Genomic DNA, 20,439 nt, shown 5'->3' with positions numbered 1-20,439 from the left:
GCGGCATGGGGTTAGCCCGCGCCCACCAACAAGACTGTCTAATTTTCGCGACGAATGATCTGATCAGCCCTGTTTCGTAGCCCATCGGCTACAGCCAAGGATCAGCTGATCTTTTGTGGCACCCCAAGCGGGCCCGGCCTGCGCTCTTCCGACAAAAGCACATTGGCATCTACTGAGCCCACACCAGGCAAGAGCATGATCCGGCGTCGCAGCACCCGTTCAAAATCGGCGATGTCGCGGGCCGTAACACGCAGCCGGTAATCATAGAGCCCCAGCACATGTTCCACCGTCTGCACCTCGGGGATGGCAGAAACGGCGCGTTCGAAATCTTCCAAACTGACCCGGCCCTTGGTGGCCAATTTCAAACCCAGAAAAACCGTGACCCCAAAGCCCAGCTTTTCGGGATTAAGATCGATCCGGCGACCGGTAATAATTCCCAGATCCTGCAGCCGTTTGATCCGTCGCCAGCAGGCCGGCTGGCTCAGGCCCAGCTCACGCCCCAGCGCCCCGGCAGATTGACTGGCATCCTGAGAAAGCGCCCGCAGCAGGCCGAAATCAATGTCATCAAGGTCGCTCATAGTGGCAGGCTCTCGTTGGATTTGATCCGGGCCACATGCATCAGCGCTTCGATATCCGCGATATGCGGCAGCGTTAGGATCGCCCTGCGATAGATGGTCTGATAATGCGCCATATCACGGGCAATCACCGACAGCCGCACATCGACTTGACCCAGGAAGGTCTGAATTTCCAGCACCTCTGGGATGGTGCGCGCCTGGGCGATGAATTCATCAAATGCGCGCGGGTTAGTCTTATCCAGCGTCACCCGCAGCGAGACCTCAACCGCGTAGCCAAGCGCGCGCCAATCGATCACTGCCCGCTGCCCCAGCAGAATGCCAGCCTCTCGCAGCTTCTCCAGCCGACGCGTCAAGCGCGACGGCGTCATCCCCAACCGATCTGCCAGATCAGGAATCGACTGTTCAGGTTCGCTTTGCATATGGCGCAATATGCGCCGATCAAGATCATCAAGCATGGATTTTACGATATTTACCCAAATAACGAATGACTAGTGCAAATTTGTAGAATTATCCAGTCATTGAGCCAGTGTATCTCTGGCCCTGATGCCTATGATGCTCTCAAACGACAACCAAGAGGATCTCCGATATGCGCGTATACTACGACCGCGATTGCGACGTTAACCTGATCAAAGACAAAAAAGTGGCCATCCTGGGCTACGGCAGCCAGGGCCACGCCCACGCGCTGAACCTGCGCGACAGCGGCGCCAAGAACCTCGTTGTTGCCCTGCGCGAAGGCTCTGCCTCTGCCAAAAAAGCCGAAGGCGAAGGCCTGAAGGTTATGGGTATCGCCGAAGCCGCTGCCTGGTGTGACGTGATCATGTTCACCATGCCCGATGAGCTGCAGGCCGAAACCTACAAGAAATACGTCCACGACAACATCAAGCCCGGTGCAGCCATTGCATTCGCCCACGGCCTGAACGTCCACTTTGGCCTGATTGAGCCCAAAGAAGGCATCGATGTGATCATGATGGCCCCCAAAGGCCCCGGTCACACCGTGCGCGGCGAATACACCAAAGGCGGCGGCGTCCCCTGCCTGGTTGCTGTCAACACCGACGCCACTGGCAAAGCGCTGGAAATCGGTCTGTCCTACTGCTCCGCCATCGGTGGCGGTCGCTCCGGTGTCATCGAGACCAACTTCCGCGAAGAATGCGAAACCGATCTGTTCGGTGAGCAGGCGGTTCTGTGTGGCGGTATCGTTGAGCTGATCCGCTGTGGCTTTGAAACTCTGGTCGAAGCTGGCTACGCGCCAGAGATGGCCTATTTCGAGTGCCTGCACGAAACCAAGCTGATCGTTGACCTGATCTATGAAGGCGGCATTGCCAACATGGACTACTCGATCTCCAACACTGCAGAATACGGCCAGTACGTCACCGGTCCACGCATCCTGCCCTACGAGCAGACCAAGAAGGCGATGAAAGAGAGCCTGCAGGACATTCAGTCCGGTAAGTTCGTGCGCGACTTCATGCTGGAAAACGCCGTTGGCCAGCCAACCATCAAAGCCTCCCGCCGTGCAAACGACGAACACCAAATCGAAGTTGTTGGTCAGAAACTGCGCGACATGATGCCCTGGATCTCGGCCGGCAAGATGGTCGACAAAGCAAAGAACTAAGGCGCCTTTTGGCAGGGCGGGATTTCCCGCCCCCCTTGTTCCTCTGCCGGGCGTTCCAATTCTTGGGACGCCCTTCCTTTTTTCAGGCTTATTTTTCAGGAACTTTCCCATGCAGGTCGCAGCACAGACAGGGGCCGGAACGGCCAATTGGATCAAGCTGATCATTCTTGGCCTGATCTGGGGATCCTCCTTCATGGCTGTGACCCTGGCGCTCGAAGGGCTGGGGCCAATGACCATTGCAGCGGCGCGGATATCACTGGGCGCGGCGGCGCTTTTGATCATTGTCTCTGTCATGGGGATCGGGTTGCCGTCCTTGAATGATCGCGTCGGCCGCCTGGTCTGGCTTTGTGCGCTTGGTATGGGTTTTTTCACCAATGCGCTGCCGTTTTCCCTGCTCAGCTGGGGGCAGACCTATGTGGCCAGTGGTTTTGCCGGGGTCTGCATGGCAGTCGTGCCGCTGTTTGTGTTGCCACTGGCGCATTTTCTGGTGCCCGGAGAACGCATGACCCTGCGCCGCAGCCTGAGCTTTCTCATCGGGTTTGCAGGTGTTTTGACACTGATCGGGTTCAAAGCCTTCGCCTCTGCCGGCACCGACTATGAATCACTTGCGCGCCTCGCCTGTCTCGGTGCCGCTTTGTGTTACGCCATCGGCTCGATCATCACCCGCCTTTGCCCTGCTGTAAATCTGCTGTCGCTGTCTGCAGCCGCCCTTAGCTGTGGTGCTATGATGATTGTGCCGACAGCCCTGTGGCAAGAAGGCATCCCCAGCCTGCCGGAGGGCCAGTCGCTGCTGGCCGTGCTGTACTTGGGCTTTGTGCCCACGGCGCTGGCACAGGTATTGCTGGTGCAGGTCGCGCGCAGTGCTGGCCCCGGTTTTTTGTCCACGGTGAACTATCAAGTCCCCGTTTGGTCAGTGTTTTTCGGCGCACTTTTGTTGAATGAAACACTGCCTCCGCAACTGTTTGCAGCCCTTGCGCTGATCCTGGGCGGGCTGTTGCTTAGCCGCGCCCCGGCCCATCGCCAGCGTCCTTGAAAAGACGGCCCTGACAACGGAATCCTTCGACCGACGCCGCAGCGTTGCTGATTGCACCAGAACAGTCCCCGGTGTTTGCTGTTTGCTGAAGCCTGCGAGAGCAACAAGATGCCAAAATCTACAGCCATGATCATGACAGAACCGACAGCCCGTCACTGGCTGATGATTGCGACATTGGGGCTGGTCTGGGGCTCTACCTTTATGGTCATTGAGCTGGCCCTGCAGGGCATCACCCCGGTCTGGCTGACAGCCGGACGCATTCTTTTTGCCGCCCTGTTGCTGGGCAGTCTTTGGGCGGCGCGCGGATTTCGGCTGTTTCTGGGACAGCCCAACTGGGGAATGCTGGTGGTCCTTGGCTGCAGCAATGCCGTACTGCCATTTTTGCTGATCAGCTGGGGGCAGCAGTTTGTGACCTCAGGTTTCACCGGTGTCAGCATGGCGGGAACCGGGTTGCTGGTGCTGCCGCTGGCGCATTTCCTCATCCCCGGAGAATCCATGACCAAGCGCCGATTTCTGGGATTTTCCATCGGTTTTCTGGGTGTTGCCACCCTGATCGGGGCGCAGGCCTTTGACAGCACAGGCTCGCCACTGGAACCTCTTGGCCGCGCCGCCTGTCTGGGAGCTGCCGCCTGCTACGCCATGTCCTCGATCCTGACGCGCCGCTTGCCTGCGATCGATCCGGTTGGACTGGCGGCATCGCTGCTGTGCATTGCCTCGGTGCTGATTGTGCCCATCGCCTGGGTGAGCGAAGGCCCACCGCCTTTGCCGGACCGCGAAACCCTGTTCTGGATCGCCATTCTGGGCCTGCTGCCGACCGCCGCTGCCAATTACCTGCGCGTTCTGGTGATCCGAAGCGTCGGCCCCACCTTCATGAGCCTGACCAGCTATCAGGTGCCAGTCTGGTCGGTTCTGCTGGGGGCGCTCTTTCTGGGGGAGCCGCTGCCTGCAACACTGCTGCTGGCGCTGGGGTTGATCCTGACAGGTGTCTGCATCAGCCAGTGGGGCGCTCTCAAGCGATTGTTTTCAATACGGTAAAAAGACCGCGAAGCGATCTGCCAGGTTCAGCGAATGGCCTGCCACAGGCGTAGGGCCTGCGCCGTTTCGGCGACATCATGCACTCTGAGCATCTGGACGCCCTTGGCAACACCCGCCAGCGCCACAGCAATAGAGCCTGGCGCGCGCTTGTCTGCCTGCGGCTCCTGACCGATGGTGCCGATGAATTTCTTGCGCGACACCCCAAGCAGGATCGGACAGCCCAGCCCGTGAAACAGACTCAGCCCCTTGAGCAAGGCAATATTATGCGCCTGCGTCTTGCCAAAGCCGATACCCGGATCCACCACGATCTGATCCCGCAGAATGCCTGTCGCCTCCAGTCGGTCGACCTGATCCGACAGAAAATCATACACGTCCAGCAGGACATTGGCGTATTTCGGGTCATCCTGCATGGTTTCTGGATCGCCCTGCGAATGCATCACGCAGACAGGTGCGCCAGCCTGCGCCGCCAGTGGCGCCAACGCCGCATCAAAGGTGAAACCCGACACGTCGTTGACCAGCTGCGCACCTGCATCCAGTGCCTCAAGCGCGACGGTAGCCTTGCGCGTATCAATAGAGACCGGCACCGAAGAGGCCGCCCGGATGGCCGCAATTACCGGAGCGGTACGGGCAACCTCTTCGTCCTCTGGGACAAAATCCGCGCCTGGCCGCGTGGATTCACCACCAATATCGATTATATCGGCGCCTTCCTCGACCATCCGCTGGGCTGCCGCGAGACCGGCCTCCACACCGGCGTGGCGCCCCCCGTCCGAAAAGCTGTCCGGTGTCACGTTGAGAATGCCCATGATCTGCGGCTTCGTCATGTCGAGACCTGCGATGGCGGCTCGGCGAAAGGTCAGACGATGCCGGATCTCTTCTGGTACCAAGCCAACCGGCACGATACGCGGCGGAGCCTCACGGCTGAGCAATTCAGCCTCGGAAAACCAAAGCGCGCCACCTGCCAAAGGAAGAGCCCCTTCGGGACGCGTTTCTCCATGCCGTACCAGTGGCCGGTAATACATCACAGCTGTGTTTGCTCCACATCCACGGCGCGCAGCGGAACCTGCGGGCAGGCAGGCACATCGGCGCCAATGACAATCATTTCGCCCGCCTCAAAGGTTGCCGCAAACCAGGCAGCCAATGCAACCGATTCAGATGGGGCCTCGGAAGGGCCATCCACAGCATCCAAAACGATCTTTGACGGGGCCCAGACGCAGATTTGCCCATTTTTCATGGCCCAATCCAGCTCGGTCCGGGTGGCAACCACCACGCAGCGATCGTCTTTTGCCGCCAGACGCCAGGCATTTTGTTCAATTGAAAGCAAATCAATCCGCCGCTGGGTCATCTTATGCCCGGTTTTCGGCGTCTCAAGCGGGTGCGCCCCCACACAGAGAATCAGTGGCCGCTGTCGGCATTCCATCTGATCAACCCAGCCGGTGAAATTGCCGCTGTCGATGGCCTCATTGGACAGATACATCAATCGCGGGTGCGGCGGCTCATCTTCTTCGACCGCATGCGTCACCTGATCCTTGGAGCGTACGATTTCCACCCCCAGTGCGCCCGGACCGCGATCCAGTTTTTCGATGCGTACAAAAACCCGCACTGCCTGGGGTTCTAACAAGATCCGTTCAGCGACACGCTCTGCCAGGGTTTCCAGCAGGTTCAAACGCTCCGCTGCCAGCTCATAGGCGATTGCCTCACTCACCTTGTCATACGACAGGATCCGATCAACATCATCATCCAGATCCGCAGGCAAAGGCGTGATTTCGACTACAACATTAAAACAGATCCGCTGGGTGGTCCCGCGTTCGGCCTGAAAGGCACCGATCTCGACCTCGACCATATGGTCACGCAGAGATATTCTGTCCAGAGGACCACGGGGAGCTGTGGCAACTGACCGCTCGGAGGGGTGCTCAAAGGCGAGGCGAACTTCTGAAGACATGGGTAATGGGCCTTTGGCTGGCTTGGACTTGCAGTGGACTCTTATCCTACTCTTGTGGCGCTGCCTTAACAGGCCCGCTTGCGCCAGACTAGGTCTCGAAAACGTCGCAGTGCTGCGCCATATGCGCCCAAACGCCAAAAGCACAGTGGGGCGCAGGCGGAAAAATTGCGGCCTGCCTCCTGAGAGACAGGCCATCATGAGGCAGGTTTTACTCGCTCGATGCGGTCCGATAGCGATCGTCGCGGTAAAACAGGTGCACCCCGATACGGGTGGTCTTGGTGAAGCTACGGCTCCACCGTGGACGCACGGCAGTGGTGTGGTAATAGGTAGCGCCCTCAGTGAGGTCCGGCGTTGCGCCATCAATCACCAATCTGGCCACTTTTGAGACCCTCTCATAGGCAGTCTGTTCGCGGATCACTTCTTCATGACCATCGCAGGTATAGGTGAACTGGCACTGATAGCGCCGCCCGGTTCCCTGATTGATTACACCGCACAGCGAATTGGGGAACTGCGCACTTTTCATCCGGTTCATGATCACTTCGGCAACAGCAAACTGTCCTTTGACTGTCTCGCCGCGGGCTTCGAAGTACAGCGCCTCTGCGAGGCAGGCAAAATGCTCGCCGCCCGTGGCTTTGGGCTGTTGATCCAGCCAGCTTTTGCTGAAGGTGACCGGACCCGCTGGTTTGGTGACCTTGGCGCGTGGCTTAAAGCCAAAAAAGCCTGAGAGACGTGTTTCAGGAACCGTGTTCAACGTGGATTGCTCGCGCTTGAACAGCGCTGCCAGACCGGTCTCGGCCTTGGCTATCTGTCCCGTCATTGTGGATGCTGCGACAAGGGCAGCCAGGGTCAGGAATTTCATCTCAGGGATCCTCGTTTATCCGGTTGCGCATGGCCTCCCCAGTCACATGCGGTCGCTCCCCATACCGAAAATCCCCTGAAACGTCCAGTTCATGAGCTGGGCCATAAAAACACCATCAAGAGCAGCGCAAAACTGCGCTGTTCATAAATTGAATAAAAATTCAATAAACACCATATGTTAAGCGTATGTTGGCGCTGCCGTTCCTGTTTTTTCGCCAATTGCAAGCTGAGCTGCCGCCAGCCGCACCACGGGTACGCGGAACGGCGAACATGAGACATAGTCGAACCCCGCCTCGCGGCAAAAGGCAATCGATTCGGGGTTGCCGCCATGCTCACCACAGATCGAAAGCGTCACATCCGGATTTGCAGCCCGACCCCGTTGCACGCCAAGCTTCAACAATTCACCGACCCCATCGACATCCAGAACATGGAACGGGTCCTCTGGGAAGACGCCCTGCTGCACATAATTCGACATGAAACGCCCGGCGTCATCGCGCGACAGCCCATAGGTCATTTGAGTAAGGTCATTGGTGCCAAAGCTCAGGAAAGCCGTATGCGGCGAGATTTCATCCGCCCGCAAAGCCGCACGCGGGGTCTCGACCATGACACCAAGCCGGTAGTCAAAGCTTTCCCCCTGTTCGCTGGCAACTGCCGCCGCCACCGCATCTATACGTGCCTTGACCAGCTCAACTTCGCGCTTGGCTGAAACTAGCGGGATCATCACTTCGGGAACAATCGGTGCACCGTCCTTGGAGGCCAGCAGCGTGGCCTCAAAAATAGCGCGGGCCTGCATATCGTAGATTTCCGGCACCGTAACGCCCAGTCGCACACCGCGAAGACCCAGCATCGGGTTATACTCTCCCAGCTCTTCGACCCGACGGGTCACATCGCTGACAGGAATACCCAAGGCCTCGGACAATTCGCGCTGCCCGGTGCGTGAGGTTGGCAGGAATTCATGCAGAGGTGGATCAAACAGGCGAATACAGACCGGCAGCCCTTCCATGATGCGGAACAGTTCCACAAAATCGTCGCGCTGCATCGGCAAAAGCCGCGCCAGCACCGCTGCACGTCCGCTTGATGTCTCAGCAAAGATCATCTCACGCATTACCGTCAGGCGACCGGGATCAAAGAACATATGCTCGGTCCGGCACAGGCCGATGCCTTCAGCATTGAAATTGCGCGCGGTTTGGGCATCCGCTGGAGTGTCGGCATTGGCCCGGATGGCAATGTCGCGCGCCTCGTCCGCCCAGGCGAGCAGGGTCTGAAACGCATCATCCTGCGCCGCCTCGAGCATTTCTGGCTCACCAGCAAGGATCTCGCCGCTGCTGCCGTCGACTGTGATGGTGTCGCCCGTGCGAAACACGCGTCCCCCTGCCGAAATCAGTTGTTTTTTCTTGGCGTCGAATTTCATATTCGACGCCCCGACGATGCTTGGCAGGCCGAGACCGCGCCCGATGACGGCGGCATGGCTGGTCATGCCACCCTTTTCCGTCAGCACTGCCACGGCGGCGTGCATGCCACGTACATCTTCGGGCGATGTTTCGCGGCGCACCAGAATGCAGGGCTCCCCGCGCGCAGCACTGGACTGTGCCTCGGCGGCGGTGAAAACCACCTGGCCGGTTGCAGCCCCCGGGCTCGCGGCAATCCCGGCCCCGATCACGTCACGCTCGGCAGTTGGGGCCACCTGGCGGTGCAAAAGTTCGTTCAGAACATGGGCATCCACCCGCATCAGTGCTTCATGCGCCGGGATGATGCCGTCCTGGGCCAACGCCACGGCAATGCGCACCGCCGCCCGCGAGGAACGCAGCACCCGCACCCCGTCCAGTATATGCAACTCACCATTCTGGATGACAAATTCGACCTGCATCTCTTCGCGCAGGCGCTGACGCATCAGGGCGGCATCCGCCTTGATGCCGGCAAAAGCCTCCGGCGCCAACTCCTCCAGCGAAGGACCTCGGTCGTCTTTTTCCAAAAACAATGCCTCGGTGCCTGCCCCCAGAGCCTCACGCCCCTGTGACTGGCTCAGGTAACGACCCGTCAGCTGTGGGCATCCGGTTTGCGAGTTCACCAGCTGCAAAACGCCAGAACCGCATTCGCCCTGCCCCAGGCCTGGGATCATTTCCTGCACTACCAATCCCAGACCAGCATCGGCGGGCGCCCCCTTGGCCTGTCGCAACAGCCGTGCCGATGTGCCTTCCCAGGCCCGCGCCATAGACCGCAGCACCGCCCCCAGCTGCTCGCCCGGATCCTGTGGAAAGACCTCGTCAGTTTCGGCCTCATAGGCCATCAGGATCTCGCGCAGGGCATCGGGGCCACCGTCTTCGACATCGTCAAAGACATCCGGATCCAGCCGCGCCACATGCACTGCATAAGATTGTACAAAGCGCAGATAAAGCGAGGCTGCCGCTTCCTGCCCAAGGGCTTCACTCAGGGAAACATAACGCGCATCATTCATGCCAATGTTGAGAATGGCACTGGGCCCGCCCCAGTCCGGCACCTCCGAAGAAGGCCGCACGCAAAGCAACGCATCCTCGGAAAACTCGCTTAGAATGGCCCGGACATCAGGAAGGACCCCGGCGGCCACATTCTTCACAGCCGCAAAGGACAATGCCACGGTGCAGGGCACCGGCAGATCCAGCCGCACCAGCCGTTGCAAACACTTGGCCCGCCCCCCATGGCTGGAGGTCGCAATCGGAGCAGTCGGGGTGATCAATGTTGCAATCGGGGTATCAGGCATGGTTTTTCTGCACTGCGGCACCTTTTCGTTCACCTGCAGCATAAGCAGGTGCCGCCACATCGCAAGAGCCAAGCCCTGCGCAGCTACCGAAAATCCCCAAACCACGTCACAAAGCCACATCCCCTGAACCCTAAAACAGCCTGTGAGGGTATTGGAGCGGGCTTTCAGAACCGGGGAATTGAGAGGGACGCTCGGACCGGGTGTAGGATCGGGTGTAGGTCAAGGCCCGCGCCAGCAGCCCTGCGCAGGGTTCAGCCTTTATGCACAGAACTGATCCTCTAACACGCCTCAGTCAAAATGAAAGGTCCGCGTCACACCGCAGCCCTTACAAACTAGCGACCATCTGACCTTCCGTCAGGCCTCGATACGGGTCAGATCCGCGACTTGACCACAGACCTTGCGGATATGGCTCAACAGATTCAGACGGTTGCGGCGCACAATTTCGGTGTCCGAATTTACCTGCACCGCTTCAAAGAACGCATCCACTGGTGCCCGTAGGGCCGCCATGCCGCCCATGGCGGCAGCGAAATCCTCGGCCTCGATGGCCGTGGAGATCGCCCCCTCGCTCGCTGCAAGCGCTGCAAACAGATCTCTTTCGCTGTCATCTTCGGCGAATTTCACATCCGCCCCATAGGAGTATTCCACCCCGTCCTTTTCTTCGGCCTGGGTCAGGATATTGTTGGCGCGCTTGAAACCCTGCAGCAGGTTTTCACCATCTTCCGACTTCAGGAAATCCTCCAGCGCGCGGGCGCGTTTCACCAGCAAGGTCAGATCGTCATTGCCCTCCATCGCGATACAAGCATCGATCACATCATGACGAATGCCCTGATCGCGCAGAAACACTTTCAGACGATCATGAAAGAAAGCCAGCAGGTTGTCGGATGTATCCGGCACCTTTTTTTCCAGATCCAGAAAGGCCGTCACAGGAAGACCGCTGATGCTATCCTTGACAGCATTAAAGGCTGCACCAAACACACCGTGCTCAGCTATCTGCATCAGCAAAGCACTCACATGTTCTTCCGGCAGCGCCCCATTTGTTGCACTTTCAACGCGCAGCAACTGGGCATCAAAGAACCGGTCCAGCGGCATGCGGGCCTTGTTTTCCAGCACCAGCCGGATCACACCCAGTGCGGCACGGCGCAGAGCAAAGGGGTCTTTTGACCCCGTAGGCTTTTCATCAATCGCCCAGAACCCAGCCAGGGTATCCAGCTTATCCGCCAGTGCGACCGCGACCGAAACCGGCTCTGTTGGGACATCATCAGACGGGCCCTGGGGCGCATAATGTGCTTCACAGGCATTGGCGACCTGCTGCGGAAGACCTGCTGCCTCGGCGTAGTAGCGCCCCATCAACCCCTGCAACTCGGGGAATTCATAAACCATTTCAGAGCTCAGATCCGCCTTGGCCACCCGGGCGGCTTGGTCGGCCAGATCCGCATCAGCGCCGACGGAAGGCGCAATTTCACGCGCCAAGGCGGCGATCCGGTCTATGCGTGCCGCTTGCGTTCCCAGCTTGTTGTGGAAGGTCACATTCGACAACTGCGCAGTCCAGGCTTCCATGCCGGTTTCCGATTTTGCCACCCGCAGATCGTTTTCCCAGAAGAACTTGGCATCCGCTAGACGGGCGCTCAGCACCTTTTGGTTGCCCGCAAGGATGGTTTTGCCGTGATCCGATGTCTCACGGTTGGCCACGGTGACAAAGCCCTCAATACGGCCTGTCTTGGGGTTTTTCACCGAAAAGAATTTCTGATGCTCTCGCATGCTGGTCTGCAGCACCTCTGGTGGCAGTTCCAGGAATTGCGCATCGATATCGCCCAGCAAAACCACCGGCCATTCGACCAGCCCCGCCACCTCGGCCAGTAGCGCCTTGTCTTCGACCAGCTCCAATCCGCGGGCAAAGGCCTGATTGCTCGCCTCCTGCCAGATCGCCTGGCTCCGCTCTGCCGGATCCAGCACCACATGGGCGCGTTTCAGCTTGGCTGCGTAGTCTTCGAAACCACTGACGGTGATTTCACTTGGTGCCATAAAACGATGCCCGCGTGTGGTGTTGCCTGTCGCGATCCCGTCAATATCCAGCGGCACCACTTCGGTCCCGTTTTCATCGCTCAACACGCAGAGGATCGAATGCAACGGCCGTACCCAGCGCAAAGAGCCCGTGCCCCAGCGCATGGATTTGGGCCAGGGGAAGTTGCGAATGGTGGCTTCCAGCACCTCGGCGATGATCGCGGCGGCGGGGCGCCCGGCCTTTTCGATGGTGGCGAAATAGATCGCACCCTTTGGGGTGTCGCGTTCTTCCAGCTGATCACGGGCAATCCCGGCGCCGCGCAAAAAGCCTTCGACCGCCTTGTCCGGCGCGCCAACTTTTGGACCTTTGCGCTCTTCACGGATGGTGGGGCTTTCAGCCAGCAGATCCTCCAGCGCCAGCGTCAGACGGCGCGGAGTTGAAAAGGCAGCGGCACCGCCATAGGTGAGACCCGCCTCGACCAAACCATCCGTCATGCGTTTTTTCAGATCCTCGGCTGCACGCGCCTGCATGCGGGCCGGGATTTCTTCGGAAAACAGTTCAATCAGCAGGTCGGGCATCAGAGATCCTCAGAAGTTCACAATCGCCTGGATGACGATCGCATTGGCGATATCTACAAAGAAGGCGGATACAAGGGGCAGTACCACAAAGGCAATAGGCGAGGGCCCATAGCGTTTGGTTACAGCGGTCATATTTGCAATGGCAGTGGGTGTCGCGCCCAGAGCAAAGCCGCCAAAACCCGCAGCCAGCACAGCAGCGCGGTAATTGCGGCCCAAAAGCGGGAACAGCACAAAAAGCACAAACGCGACCGCAAACAGCGTCTGCGCCAGCATGATCACAACGATTGTCAGGCCGAGATCGGCAATCGTCCAGAGCTGCAGGCTCATCAGCGACATGGCAAGAAAAATGCCAAGGCAAAATTCCGACACCAAAGCCAGCGCCGGGGTCCGTGCAACCGGCGGAGCCTTGGGCGCAACTAGCCCCCGCAGATTGGCAAGCGCAATACCTGCCACCAGACAAGGCACAAACAGCGGCAGTTTCAGACCGGCCAGTTCTGACAAGGCATGCAGCGCATAGCCCAGGATAACCGCCAGGTTGAGATAGAGCATGACGCGGATCAGCCCATGATGGTCGATTTTGGCAGTTGCCGCCTCATCATGGGCCACGCCAACTGTATGTTCTTCCTCCGGGCGATCCGGAACCAATGCGTGTCGATTGACCAGCGCCCGCGCAATCGGCCCGCCAATGAGCGCGGCCAGCACCAGCCCCAGCGTCGCCACAGCCACGCCCAGCTCAGATGCAGACGCAAGGCCCGTCGCCTCTGCGACATTGGGCGCCCAGGCAATTGCGGTACCATGACCGCCGATCAGCGAAGCCGAGCCAAACAAAACGCCCGCCTTGGCCGAATAGCCAAACAGAACCGCCCCTGCGGCCCCGATCACATTCTGCGCAAGAATAGTCAGAAACGTCAGCACCAGCAGGATCGCCAGCGGCTTGCCCCCGGCCACGAGATCCGAAAGGCGCGCATTCAGGCCAATGGCTGCGAAAAAGAACACCAACAATGCGTTGCGGCTATTCATCTCAAAACCGATCTGCCAGCCGGACAGGTGATAGATCAGCATCACCACAGCCGCGATTGCCAATCCGCCTGTGACCGGCTCCGGGATATTGAACCGCCGTAGCACCGCAAGCCTGTCATTCAGCATGGCCCCCAGCAAAAAGACCGCAAAGCCCAGCGTGACCGATATGAAATCCGGAATGGTGATCGCGACATCCATCGGGTCGTCTTGTCCTTGGCTGTTGGTTCCTGCCTGCGGATGCAGGCGTGGCGTCATCGGAGTGATCTTTGCGGCAGGGACTTTGCGCGGCGCGGATCACCCGCGTTATAATCAGTTGGCTTCGGGGCGTGGCGGGCAGTTCGGGCCGACCGCATGACCATTATAGGCCTTGCGACCACATTCGTTGAATTCATGCCAGACAAAACCCTGGCCTTTGTCGGTGACTGCGACGATGCGGTCGACACCATAGATCAGGTCTTTGACCGACACAAAGGCGGTGGCACTACCATCTGCCAGGGCTTCACCCAGAGCATCGGCATCAAAGCAGTCAAACCAACCCGGCGCGTTGCGCGGATGCTTTTGCGTGGCCTGCTGATACAGCTGCGCCAATTCTTCACGGCTTTGCGTGGTGGTGAAACATGCGCGATACCGGATCGGCGAGCTGTCTGCATCGATGGCGCGAAACTCCGAATACTCTATCGGCTGCGGCGCGCTGCCATCCAACGGTGTCAGCACCACATCCCGCCCAGGCCGCGGCGTGACCTCGTCGTAAAACCCATAAACCTGAAAATAATACATTGCGACCCCAGCCGCCAAGCCGGAGATCAGCAGAATGATCGTAAGGAATTTACCCAACATGCACGTGGTCCTGATTTTGGAATATTCTTGATGTAGCCAAACCCGTCTCGGTCTCTGTATGAGGGATAGAGATCAGAAACAACCGAGGCGTCTTATGGAACTGCATTTCGCCATAACCATGTTCGGAGCGTTGTTTGCCGTCATGAACCCCTTTGTGAACCTGCCGGTCTTTTTGGGCCTCACAAACGATCTTGATCGGGCGGCGCAACGACGGACGGCCATCAGTGCCCTGGTCTATACCGCTGTGACTTGCCTCATCGTGGCCGCTGCCGGCTCCGCCATTCTCAGCTTTTTTGACATTTCCATCGATGCCTTTCGCGTGGCAGGCGGGCTGGTTCTGATGCAGATCGGGTTTTCGATGCTCAATGGAAAAGAAAGCTCGGCCCACCACGGGACGGCTTCGGAAAAGGCAGCCCATGGCGACGCCCAGAGCATTGCCTTTTACCCGATGACCTTTCCAATGCTGGTGGGGCCGGGCACCATGACAACGCTGATCTTGTTCGCACACAAGGCCCATACCCCCACAGACTGGCTTGGATATACGGTCTGTGTGGCTGCGGTCCTGGCCATTCTTGGCCCGGTCCTGTTTTTTGCCGGCGACATCGGTCGTGTTATGACAACCACCATGCGCACTATCATGACCCGAATTATGGGCATGATACTGCTTGCAATCGCCGTGGGGATGATTGCCGCCGGAGTAACGGCCTTGCTGCCAGGACTGGCTAATCAGGCAAATCTGCCCGGAATGACGAATTTGGCCAGAATGGCAGATCTGACCGGAATGGCAGATCTGACCGGGGGCGCTCACGCAGCCTGACCTCCAGCTGCGGTCTGCACAAAAGCATCAGCGCATTGTTTGGCCAGATTGCGCACCCGACCGATATAGGCCTGGCGTTCAGTGACCGAGATCACGCCACGAGCATCCAGCAGGTTGAAGATATGGCTGGCCTTGATGCACTGGTCATAGGCAGGATGCGCCATGATGATGCGTTTTCCAGTCTTGGGATCGTCATGTTCCTGCGCTAGAATCGTGGCACACTCTGCCTCGGCTTCTTCAAAGTGGCGCAGAAGCACCTCGGTGTCGGCGACATCGAAATTCCAGCGGGCATATTCTTCTTCGGTCTGCTTGAAGACATCGCCATAGGTCAGCGGGATTGGCGCATCCGGGTCATTGAAGGGCATGTCCATCACGTGATCGACCCCCAGCACATACATCGCCAGACGCTCCAGACCATAGGTCAGCTCACCCGAGACCGGGTGGCAGTCATGGCCTCCGACCTGCTGGAAATAGGTGAACTGGCTGACTTCCATGCCGTCGCACCAGACCTCCCAGCCGAGACCCCAGGCACCCAGTGTCGGGCTTTCCCAGTCGTCCTCGACAAAGCGAATGTCGTGCATGTCCATATCGACGCCAATGGCCTCGAGACTGCCCAGATACAGCTCCTGCAGATTGGGCGGGCTGGGTTTGATCAGCGCCTGAAACTGGTAGTAGTGCTGCAAGCGATTGGGGTTTTCACCATAGCGCCCATCCGTCGGTCGGCGCGAAGGCTGTACATAGGCCGCGGCCCAGGGCTTGCTGCCGAGCGAGCGCAGGGTTGTCGCAGGGTGAAAGGTCCCTGCCCCCACTTCCATGTCGTAGGGCTGCATGATGGCGCAGCCCTTCATTGCCCAGTAGCTTTGCAGGCGCAGGATGATCTCCTGAAACGAACGCGGCGCGAGCCGGGTTTCGCCAGCTTTGGCTCCAGTGGTCTGGGTCATGTCCAATCCCTCGTCTAGGCTGTGAAATGGGGCAGCAAATGCAGCTTTCTTCCTATGCAAGCCCCCCGGCAGGGTCAACGGCTAGTCGTGCCAAACCAGGTGCGAAAGCTATAGCTGGCGGCTGGTTTTTGGCCTCTGATCCGAAATCCCCCCAAATGACTGCATCATTGCTGCATCAATGCAGGAATTCCCCCCCTGATGAGGAGTTCCCTTTACGGGCGCAAAATGCTTATCTGCGCGACAATAATTCAGTCTACCGGGATAGAGGTCCTGATAATGAAAAAAGTAATTGCCGCATTGGTCTTGTCGCTCAATGCGCTTGCCTTTGTTTTGACGACGCCCGCACAGGCGCAGCAAAACGCACAAGAAACGGTCTGGATTCAGATCGCCGCCCGCCCCTCGCTGGCCACAGCCCAGCAAGAGGCCCAAGACTTCGCCGCCCGCCTGCCCGACGTGGCCGGTTTTGCCCTGGGTGGCGGATGGTACGGAGTTCTGATCGGCCCCTATACTCGCGAAGATGCCGATCGCGTCTTGCAGGTCTATCAGGGGGAAAATCAGATACCACGGGACAGCTTCATCGCCCTGCCCGCCAATCTGCGTAGCCAGTTCTATCCTTTGGGCGCCGATGCAGCCCAAGCCACTCAGTCGGCCACCCAGCCAGCCACCCAGTCGCCAGCCCCTGCGCAACCCGCAGCCCCCAGCGCAGCGGAACCGGTCATCGTTGCCCAGGAAGCCGCTGAGCCAGCAGTCACACTGCCCGAAACAACTCTTCCGGATGAAAGCCCCGCCGAGGCGCGCCGCTCTGAGCGGCTGTTGTCGCGCGCCGAGCGCCAGGATCTGCAGATCGCACTCAAGGCTGCCGGGTTCTACAACGCCGCGATTGATGGCGCATTTGGCCGTGGCACACGCGGTTCGATGTCCGACTGGCAGCTGTCCAAAGGCTATGAGGTCACTGGCGTGCTGACCACAGCCCAGCGCAAAGTTCTGCTGGACGACTATAACGCACCGCTGATTTCCGTCGGCATGCGCCGCATCAGCGACGCCAAGGCCGGCATCTCTTTGGAGATCCCCGCCAAAGAGGTTGCTTTTGACAAGTACGAGCCCCCCTTTGCCCATTATGAAAGCACCGGTGATCTGGGCGTTCAGCTGCTGTTGATCAGCCAGCGTGGCGACAAGAGCACATTGTATGGCCTGTATGACATCATGCAGACGCTGGAGATCGTGCCGCTGGAAGGGCCACGCGAACGCAAAGGCAACAGCTTCACCCTTGAGGGGCGCAATGGGAACATCACCTCCTTTACCCAGGCCAGCCTGAAAAACGGCGAGATCAAAGGCTTCACCCTGATCTGGCCTGCCGGAGACGAGGCCCGCCGCGCCCGTGTGCTGGCTGCCATGCAGGCCAGCTTTGAACGCCAGGACGGCGTGCTGGATGATGCGGCCGGTGCCGATATCCAGCAGGATATCGATCTCGTCTCGGGGCTTGAGATTCGCAAACCCCGGATGTCGCGCTCTGGCTTTTTTGTCAGCGCTGATGGCGTTGTCATCACCACTTCGGACGTGGTGCAGGGCTGCACCCGCATCACTCTGGATCATGGCTACGCCGCTGAAATTGCAGCCAATGACGTCGAAAACGGCATGGCAATCCTGCGCCCCACCCAGGATCTGGCACCGATGGCGGTGGCCGAACTCAGCGCGCAAAGCCCGCGCCTGCAGTCCGAAATCGCCGTCTCCGGCTTCTCCTACGAAGGCGTTCTGGGTGCCCCCAGCCTGACCTGGGGCAAATTGGCGGATGTTAAAAACCTAGACGGCAATACCGGCATCGCCCGTCTGGAACTGGCAGCCCAGCCTGGCGATGCAGGCGGTCCTGTCGTTGATAGCACCGGTGCAGTTCTGGGCATGTTGTTGCCACAGGAAATCAAAGGCAAGCAACTGCCCGCAGGCGTCAGCTTTGCGGTCAATGCCGCCGCCCTGCGCAGCGCGCTGGAGGCCGCAGGAGTGACGCCCCAAAACCAGACCGGCGGCACCGCCCTGCCCAACCAGGCATTGGTTCACCGGGCAACGGGCATGACCGTTCTGGTCAGCTGCTGGGAATAATCAAGTCAGGGTCTGAGCCAGAGACAGCTCAGGGTCTGCTCGAAACATGCAAAACAAAAAAGGCGCCGGTGGAACACTCCACCGGCGCCTTTTATATACTCTTCGCATTGCCGCCTCGGGCAGGCCACCGCGCGCAACGCCCCAGCCCGCGAGCCTGATCAATAGGCGTGGATACGACCGTCCCAGGTGTGAAAACAGCCGGTGGTTTCGATGCACAGCGCGTCAAATTCGGTAATCAGCCCTGCCGCAGATTCCTCGACCGTGATATCGCCCTCTTCGCCGCCCATATCAGTGCGCACCCAGCCGGGGTGGTAGATACCGACGGCAATGCCTTCGGAGCGCAGATCCGTGGACAGGTTGCGGCCAATATTCAGCGCCGCCGCCTTGGAGGCGCGATAGGCATAGCTGCCGCCGGGTGCGCGGGCATGGCTGGCCATCTGTGACGAAATGATCGCAATCTTGGCATTTTCTGCCAGACGCAGATTCGGCAACAGCGCCTGCACCGTCAGGAACACTCCGGTCACATTGGCCGCCAGGCTCTTGGCCCAGACCTCGGCGGTATACTCCTCAAGCGCCATGCCCTTGTCCAGGTAGACCCCGGCATTACAGACCAGAAGGTCAATCGGGCGGGACTTCAGCTGGGCCGCAAATCGCGCCTGCTGGCCCGGGTCGGTGACATCCAGCCGCACACCAGAGGAATGATCACGGGAGGTGCCCGTTACGTCATGTCCGGCAGCAGTCAACTGGTTGACCATTTCGCGCCCAATCCCACGGCTGGTGCCGGTTATCACTGCATGCATTGGCTTTTACCTTTTCCCTGCGGTGTTCAGTTGGTCTTTCGATTGCGTCCAAATGGCAAAGGCAGGACCGAGATACCTTCCTCGATCAGGGCCTTGGCTTCTTCTGGTTTGGCCTCGCCGTGAATGGCTCTTTCCGGTGCATCGCCAAGATGCATCGCGCGCGCTTCGCTGGCGAAATCCTTTCCGACATAGTCGGAGTTTTTTTCTACCTGGCGCCGCAACTCTCCAAGAGCTCTCTCCATGTCGCTTGACGGGCTGCTCAGCACACCTGGGCCGCCTGCGCCCTGCGATAGGCCAAGCCCCTGGGCCGGGTCACTCCCTGGGGAGGCACCTAAGCCGCCCGCTGAAACAGCACCGGATTTGGCCGCTCCGCTCGTGGTGCTATCTGACGCCCCCCGGCCTACCACGTCTGACGTGTTACTTTCGGGCTGTTCGGGCTCTCCAACGGAAGAGACGGCCTTTCGACCGGTCCGAATCCGCGGTGCCATGATAGCTTTTTCAACATTGGAGCTGCCGCAAAATGAACAGGTTACCAGACCCGCTTTTGCCAGCTTTTCAAAAGCAGCGGCGGATTGGAACCAACTGTCAAAACTGTGGCCGTCGGCGCATTTGAGACTGTAGTTTATCATTCACTCACTCGTAGCAGGAAAGGCTGATTAACGGGGCAACAAAAACAAGATCAAGAGAAAAAATTCGCAACATGCACACAAAGTCAGGCCGCGAAACGCTCCTGCCAGTCGACGCGTACAGTCCGCGCGTGCGCAGCAAGGGCAATCAGTGCGTGAGCGGCAGACGGCAGGTAAACTGCTGCAGCAGATCCGCCTCGGGCTGATCCGCGTCGATGGCGAGTTTACGCAACCCGAAATGCACCAGCGCAATTTCGTGATAATACCCGGCATAAACGTAGTTTGCCGTCGCCCCGGCTGCGGCCCCCAAGATCGGCACTGACTGCGCTGCAAGCTTATGCCCCATGGCGCTGGCCAAACGGGGTGCAACGGCACTGATGAGCTGGTTCAACGCCTGCCCGGAAAGCCCCAGCCGCAGCGACAAAAACGCGGTCTCGGCTCCGTCATCGCGCGCCAGTGGCCCCGCAGAGGCAAACACTCGCAAACAATCGAAGGTCACGCTTTGCGCGTTGGGGTCAAACCCCTGAGCAGCCGCACCATCCTGGATCACGCGCAAAAGAAACGCCGTGGTGGCTGGCAGTTCCACCAATGCACCCGGCAGACCCGCAGCGCCACCGGCAGCCCCCATGGCGGTGCTGATCACGCGGTTTATTCTGGGAGATTGCCTGGGCAGAACCCGACGCGAATGCTGTGCGGCCTGCAGTGCCAGGCGCAGGGCCTGACCCGTCGCCTCCCCCAGCTGGGAACGTACGGGCCCCGGCAAGCGATCCAGCAGGTTTTCCGCCTGGCCACCCAGCAGGTTTAATAGATTGATCCCCAACCCGCTTGCTGCCTGATAGCGCCGTGCCAAAGCGTCGAGCTCTGCCTCTACTTCCGTCACAGACAAAGGGCGCAGCTCGGTTAAAACTTCACTCATATCAAGGCCTCCCTCGACATGA

The 20,439-nt window shown here is 59.2% G+C and carries 17 protein-coding genes and 1 pseudogene; 5 read left to right on the top strand and 13 right to left on the bottom strand.

Annotated elements, in window-relative coordinates; translation table 11 throughout:
• Positions 1-101: 101 nt before the first annotated feature.
• A complete protein-coding gene (locus PH5382_RS07820; protein ID WP_058333800.1) occupies positions 102-578 on the bottom strand; it encodes an Lrp/AsnC family transcriptional regulator in 477 nt (158 codons plus the stop codon).
• A complete protein-coding gene (locus PH5382_RS07815) occupies positions 575-1,030 on the bottom strand; it encodes an Lrp/AsnC family transcriptional regulator (RefSeq protein ID WP_058333799.1) in 456 nt (151 codons plus the stop codon). Before PH5382_RS07815 ends, PH5382_RS07820 begins: the two co-directional genes overlap by 4 nt.
• Positions 1,031-1,161: 131 nt before the next feature.
• On the opposite strand from PH5382_RS07815, the gene ilvC reads away from it, so the two are divergent.
• The 3 genes from ilvC to PH5382_RS07800 all read left to right on the top strand — a co-directional run bounded on the left by ilvC (position 1,162) and on the right by PH5382_RS07800 (position 4,252).
• Complete coding sequence (ilvC, locus tag PH5382_RS07810; RefSeq protein WP_058333798.1) at positions 1,162-2,184, top strand: ketol-acid reductoisomerase; 1,023 nt, start codon at positions 1,162-1,164, stop codon at positions 2,182-2,184.
• A 109-nt stretch (positions 2,185-2,293) separates the two neighbouring features.
• Entirely contained in the window at positions 2,294-3,217 is a 924-nt protein-coding gene (locus tag PH5382_RS07805; protein ID WP_058333797.1) for a DMT family transporter, read from the top strand.
• A 108-nt stretch (positions 3,218-3,325) separates the two neighbouring features.
• Positions 3,326-4,252, top strand: a complete 927-nt coding sequence (locus tag PH5382_RS07800) for a DMT family transporter (protein WP_231751822.1) — start codon at positions 3,326-3,328, stop codon at positions 4,250-4,252.
• 26 nt (positions 4,253-4,278) lie between these two features.
• Here the strand turns inward: PH5382_RS07800 and folP are convergent, their stop codons facing one another.
• The 7 genes and pseudogenes from folP to PH5382_RS07765 all read right to left on the bottom strand — a co-directional run bounded on the left by folP (position 4,279) and on the right by PH5382_RS07765 (position 14,223).
• Positions 4,279-5,274, bottom strand: coding sequence for a dihydropteroate synthase (gene folP / locus PH5382_RS07795; RefSeq protein WP_058333796.1), 996 nt, complete (start codon positions 5,272-5,274; stop codon positions 4,279-4,281).
• Positions 5,271-6,191 (bottom strand): dihydroneopterin aldolase, encoded by a 921-nt coding sequence (locus tag PH5382_RS07790; RefSeq protein ID WP_058333795.1) that lies wholly within the window; start codon positions 6,189-6,191, stop codon positions 5,271-5,273. The genes folP and PH5382_RS07790 overlap by 4 nt, the downstream gene beginning before the upstream one ends.
• Before the next feature lie 208 nt (positions 6,192-6,399).
• Complete coding sequence (locus PH5382_RS07785) at positions 6,400-7,050, bottom strand: cell wall hydrolase (protein WP_058333794.1); 651 nt, start codon at positions 7,048-7,050, stop codon at positions 6,400-6,402.
• 177 nt (positions 7,051-7,227) lie between these two features.
• Positions 7,228-9,799: pseudogene (locus tag PH5382_RS07780) on the bottom strand (putative PEP-binding protein).
• Between the two features lie 341 nt (positions 9,800-10,140).
• Positions 10,141-12,366: a glycine--tRNA ligase subunit beta gene (gene glyS, locus PH5382_RS07775; protein ID WP_058333793.1), complete on the bottom strand. Its 2,226-nt coding sequence runs from the start codon at positions 12,364-12,366 to the stop codon at positions 10,141-10,143.
• 9 nt (positions 12,367-12,375) lie between these two features.
• Complete coding sequence (gene gltS / locus PH5382_RS07770; protein WP_058333837.1) at positions 12,376-13,584, bottom strand: sodium/glutamate symporter; 1,209 nt, start codon at positions 13,582-13,584, stop codon at positions 12,376-12,378.
• 111 nt (positions 13,585-13,695) lie between these two features.
• Positions 13,696-14,223, bottom strand: coding sequence for a DUF6446 family protein (locus PH5382_RS07765; RefSeq protein WP_058333792.1), 528 nt, complete (start codon positions 14,221-14,223; stop codon positions 13,696-13,698).
• A gap of 94 nt (positions 14,224-14,317) precedes the next feature.
• Between PH5382_RS07765 and PH5382_RS07760 the strand changes: the two genes are divergently transcribed.
• Positions 14,318-15,040: a MarC family protein gene (locus PH5382_RS07760; RefSeq protein ID WP_082645596.1), complete on the top strand. Its 723-nt coding sequence runs from the start codon at positions 14,318-14,320 to the stop codon at positions 15,038-15,040.
• On the opposite strand, the gene PH5382_RS07755 is transcribed toward PH5382_RS07760, so the two are convergent.
• The gene (locus tag PH5382_RS07755; protein WP_058333791.1) at positions 15,028-15,981 is read right to left on the bottom strand and encodes a glycine--tRNA ligase subunit alpha; all 954 of its coding nucleotides are present in this window, start codon (positions 15,979-15,981) and stop codon (positions 15,028-15,030) included. The two genes, PH5382_RS07760 and PH5382_RS07755, sit on opposite strands and share 13 nt — an antisense overlap.
• A gap of 276 nt (positions 15,982-16,257) precedes the next feature.
• Here PH5382_RS07755 and PH5382_RS07750 point away from each other — a divergent pair, with 276 nt between their 5' ends.
• A complete protein-coding gene (locus PH5382_RS07750; RefSeq protein WP_058333790.1) occupies positions 16,258-18,075 on the top strand; it encodes a trypsin-like peptidase domain-containing protein in 1,818 nt (605 codons plus the stop codon).
• Positions 18,076-18,233: 158 nt separating this feature from the next.
• On the opposite strand, the gene PH5382_RS07745 is transcribed toward PH5382_RS07750, so the two are convergent.
• The 3 genes from PH5382_RS07745 to PH5382_RS07735 all read right to left on the bottom strand — a co-directional run bounded on the left by PH5382_RS07745 (position 18,234) and on the right by PH5382_RS07735 (position 20,417).
• Positions 18,234-18,875, bottom strand: coding sequence for an SDR family oxidoreductase (locus PH5382_RS07745; RefSeq protein WP_058333789.1), 642 nt, complete (start codon positions 18,873-18,875; stop codon positions 18,234-18,236).
• 26 nt (positions 18,876-18,901) lie between these two features.
• A complete protein-coding gene (locus PH5382_RS07740; RefSeq protein ID WP_058333788.1) occupies positions 18,902-19,504 on the bottom strand; it encodes a DUF1178 family protein in 603 nt (200 codons plus the stop codon).
• A 145-nt stretch (positions 19,505-19,649) separates the two neighbouring features.
• Complete coding sequence (locus PH5382_RS07735; protein WP_058333787.1) at positions 19,650-20,417, bottom strand: EcsC family protein; 768 nt, start codon at positions 20,415-20,417, stop codon at positions 19,650-19,652.
• Between the last annotated feature and the right edge of the window lie 22 nt (positions 20,418-20,439).

This window comes from Phaeobacter sp. CECT 5382, from assembly GCF_001457775.1.
Classification (GTDB): domain Bacteria; phylum Pseudomonadota; class Alphaproteobacteria; order Rhodobacterales; family Rhodobacteraceae; genus Pseudophaeobacter.
Note: the sequence above shows the minus strand (reverse complement) of the source record. Positions and strands in the feature narration are given on the sequence as shown.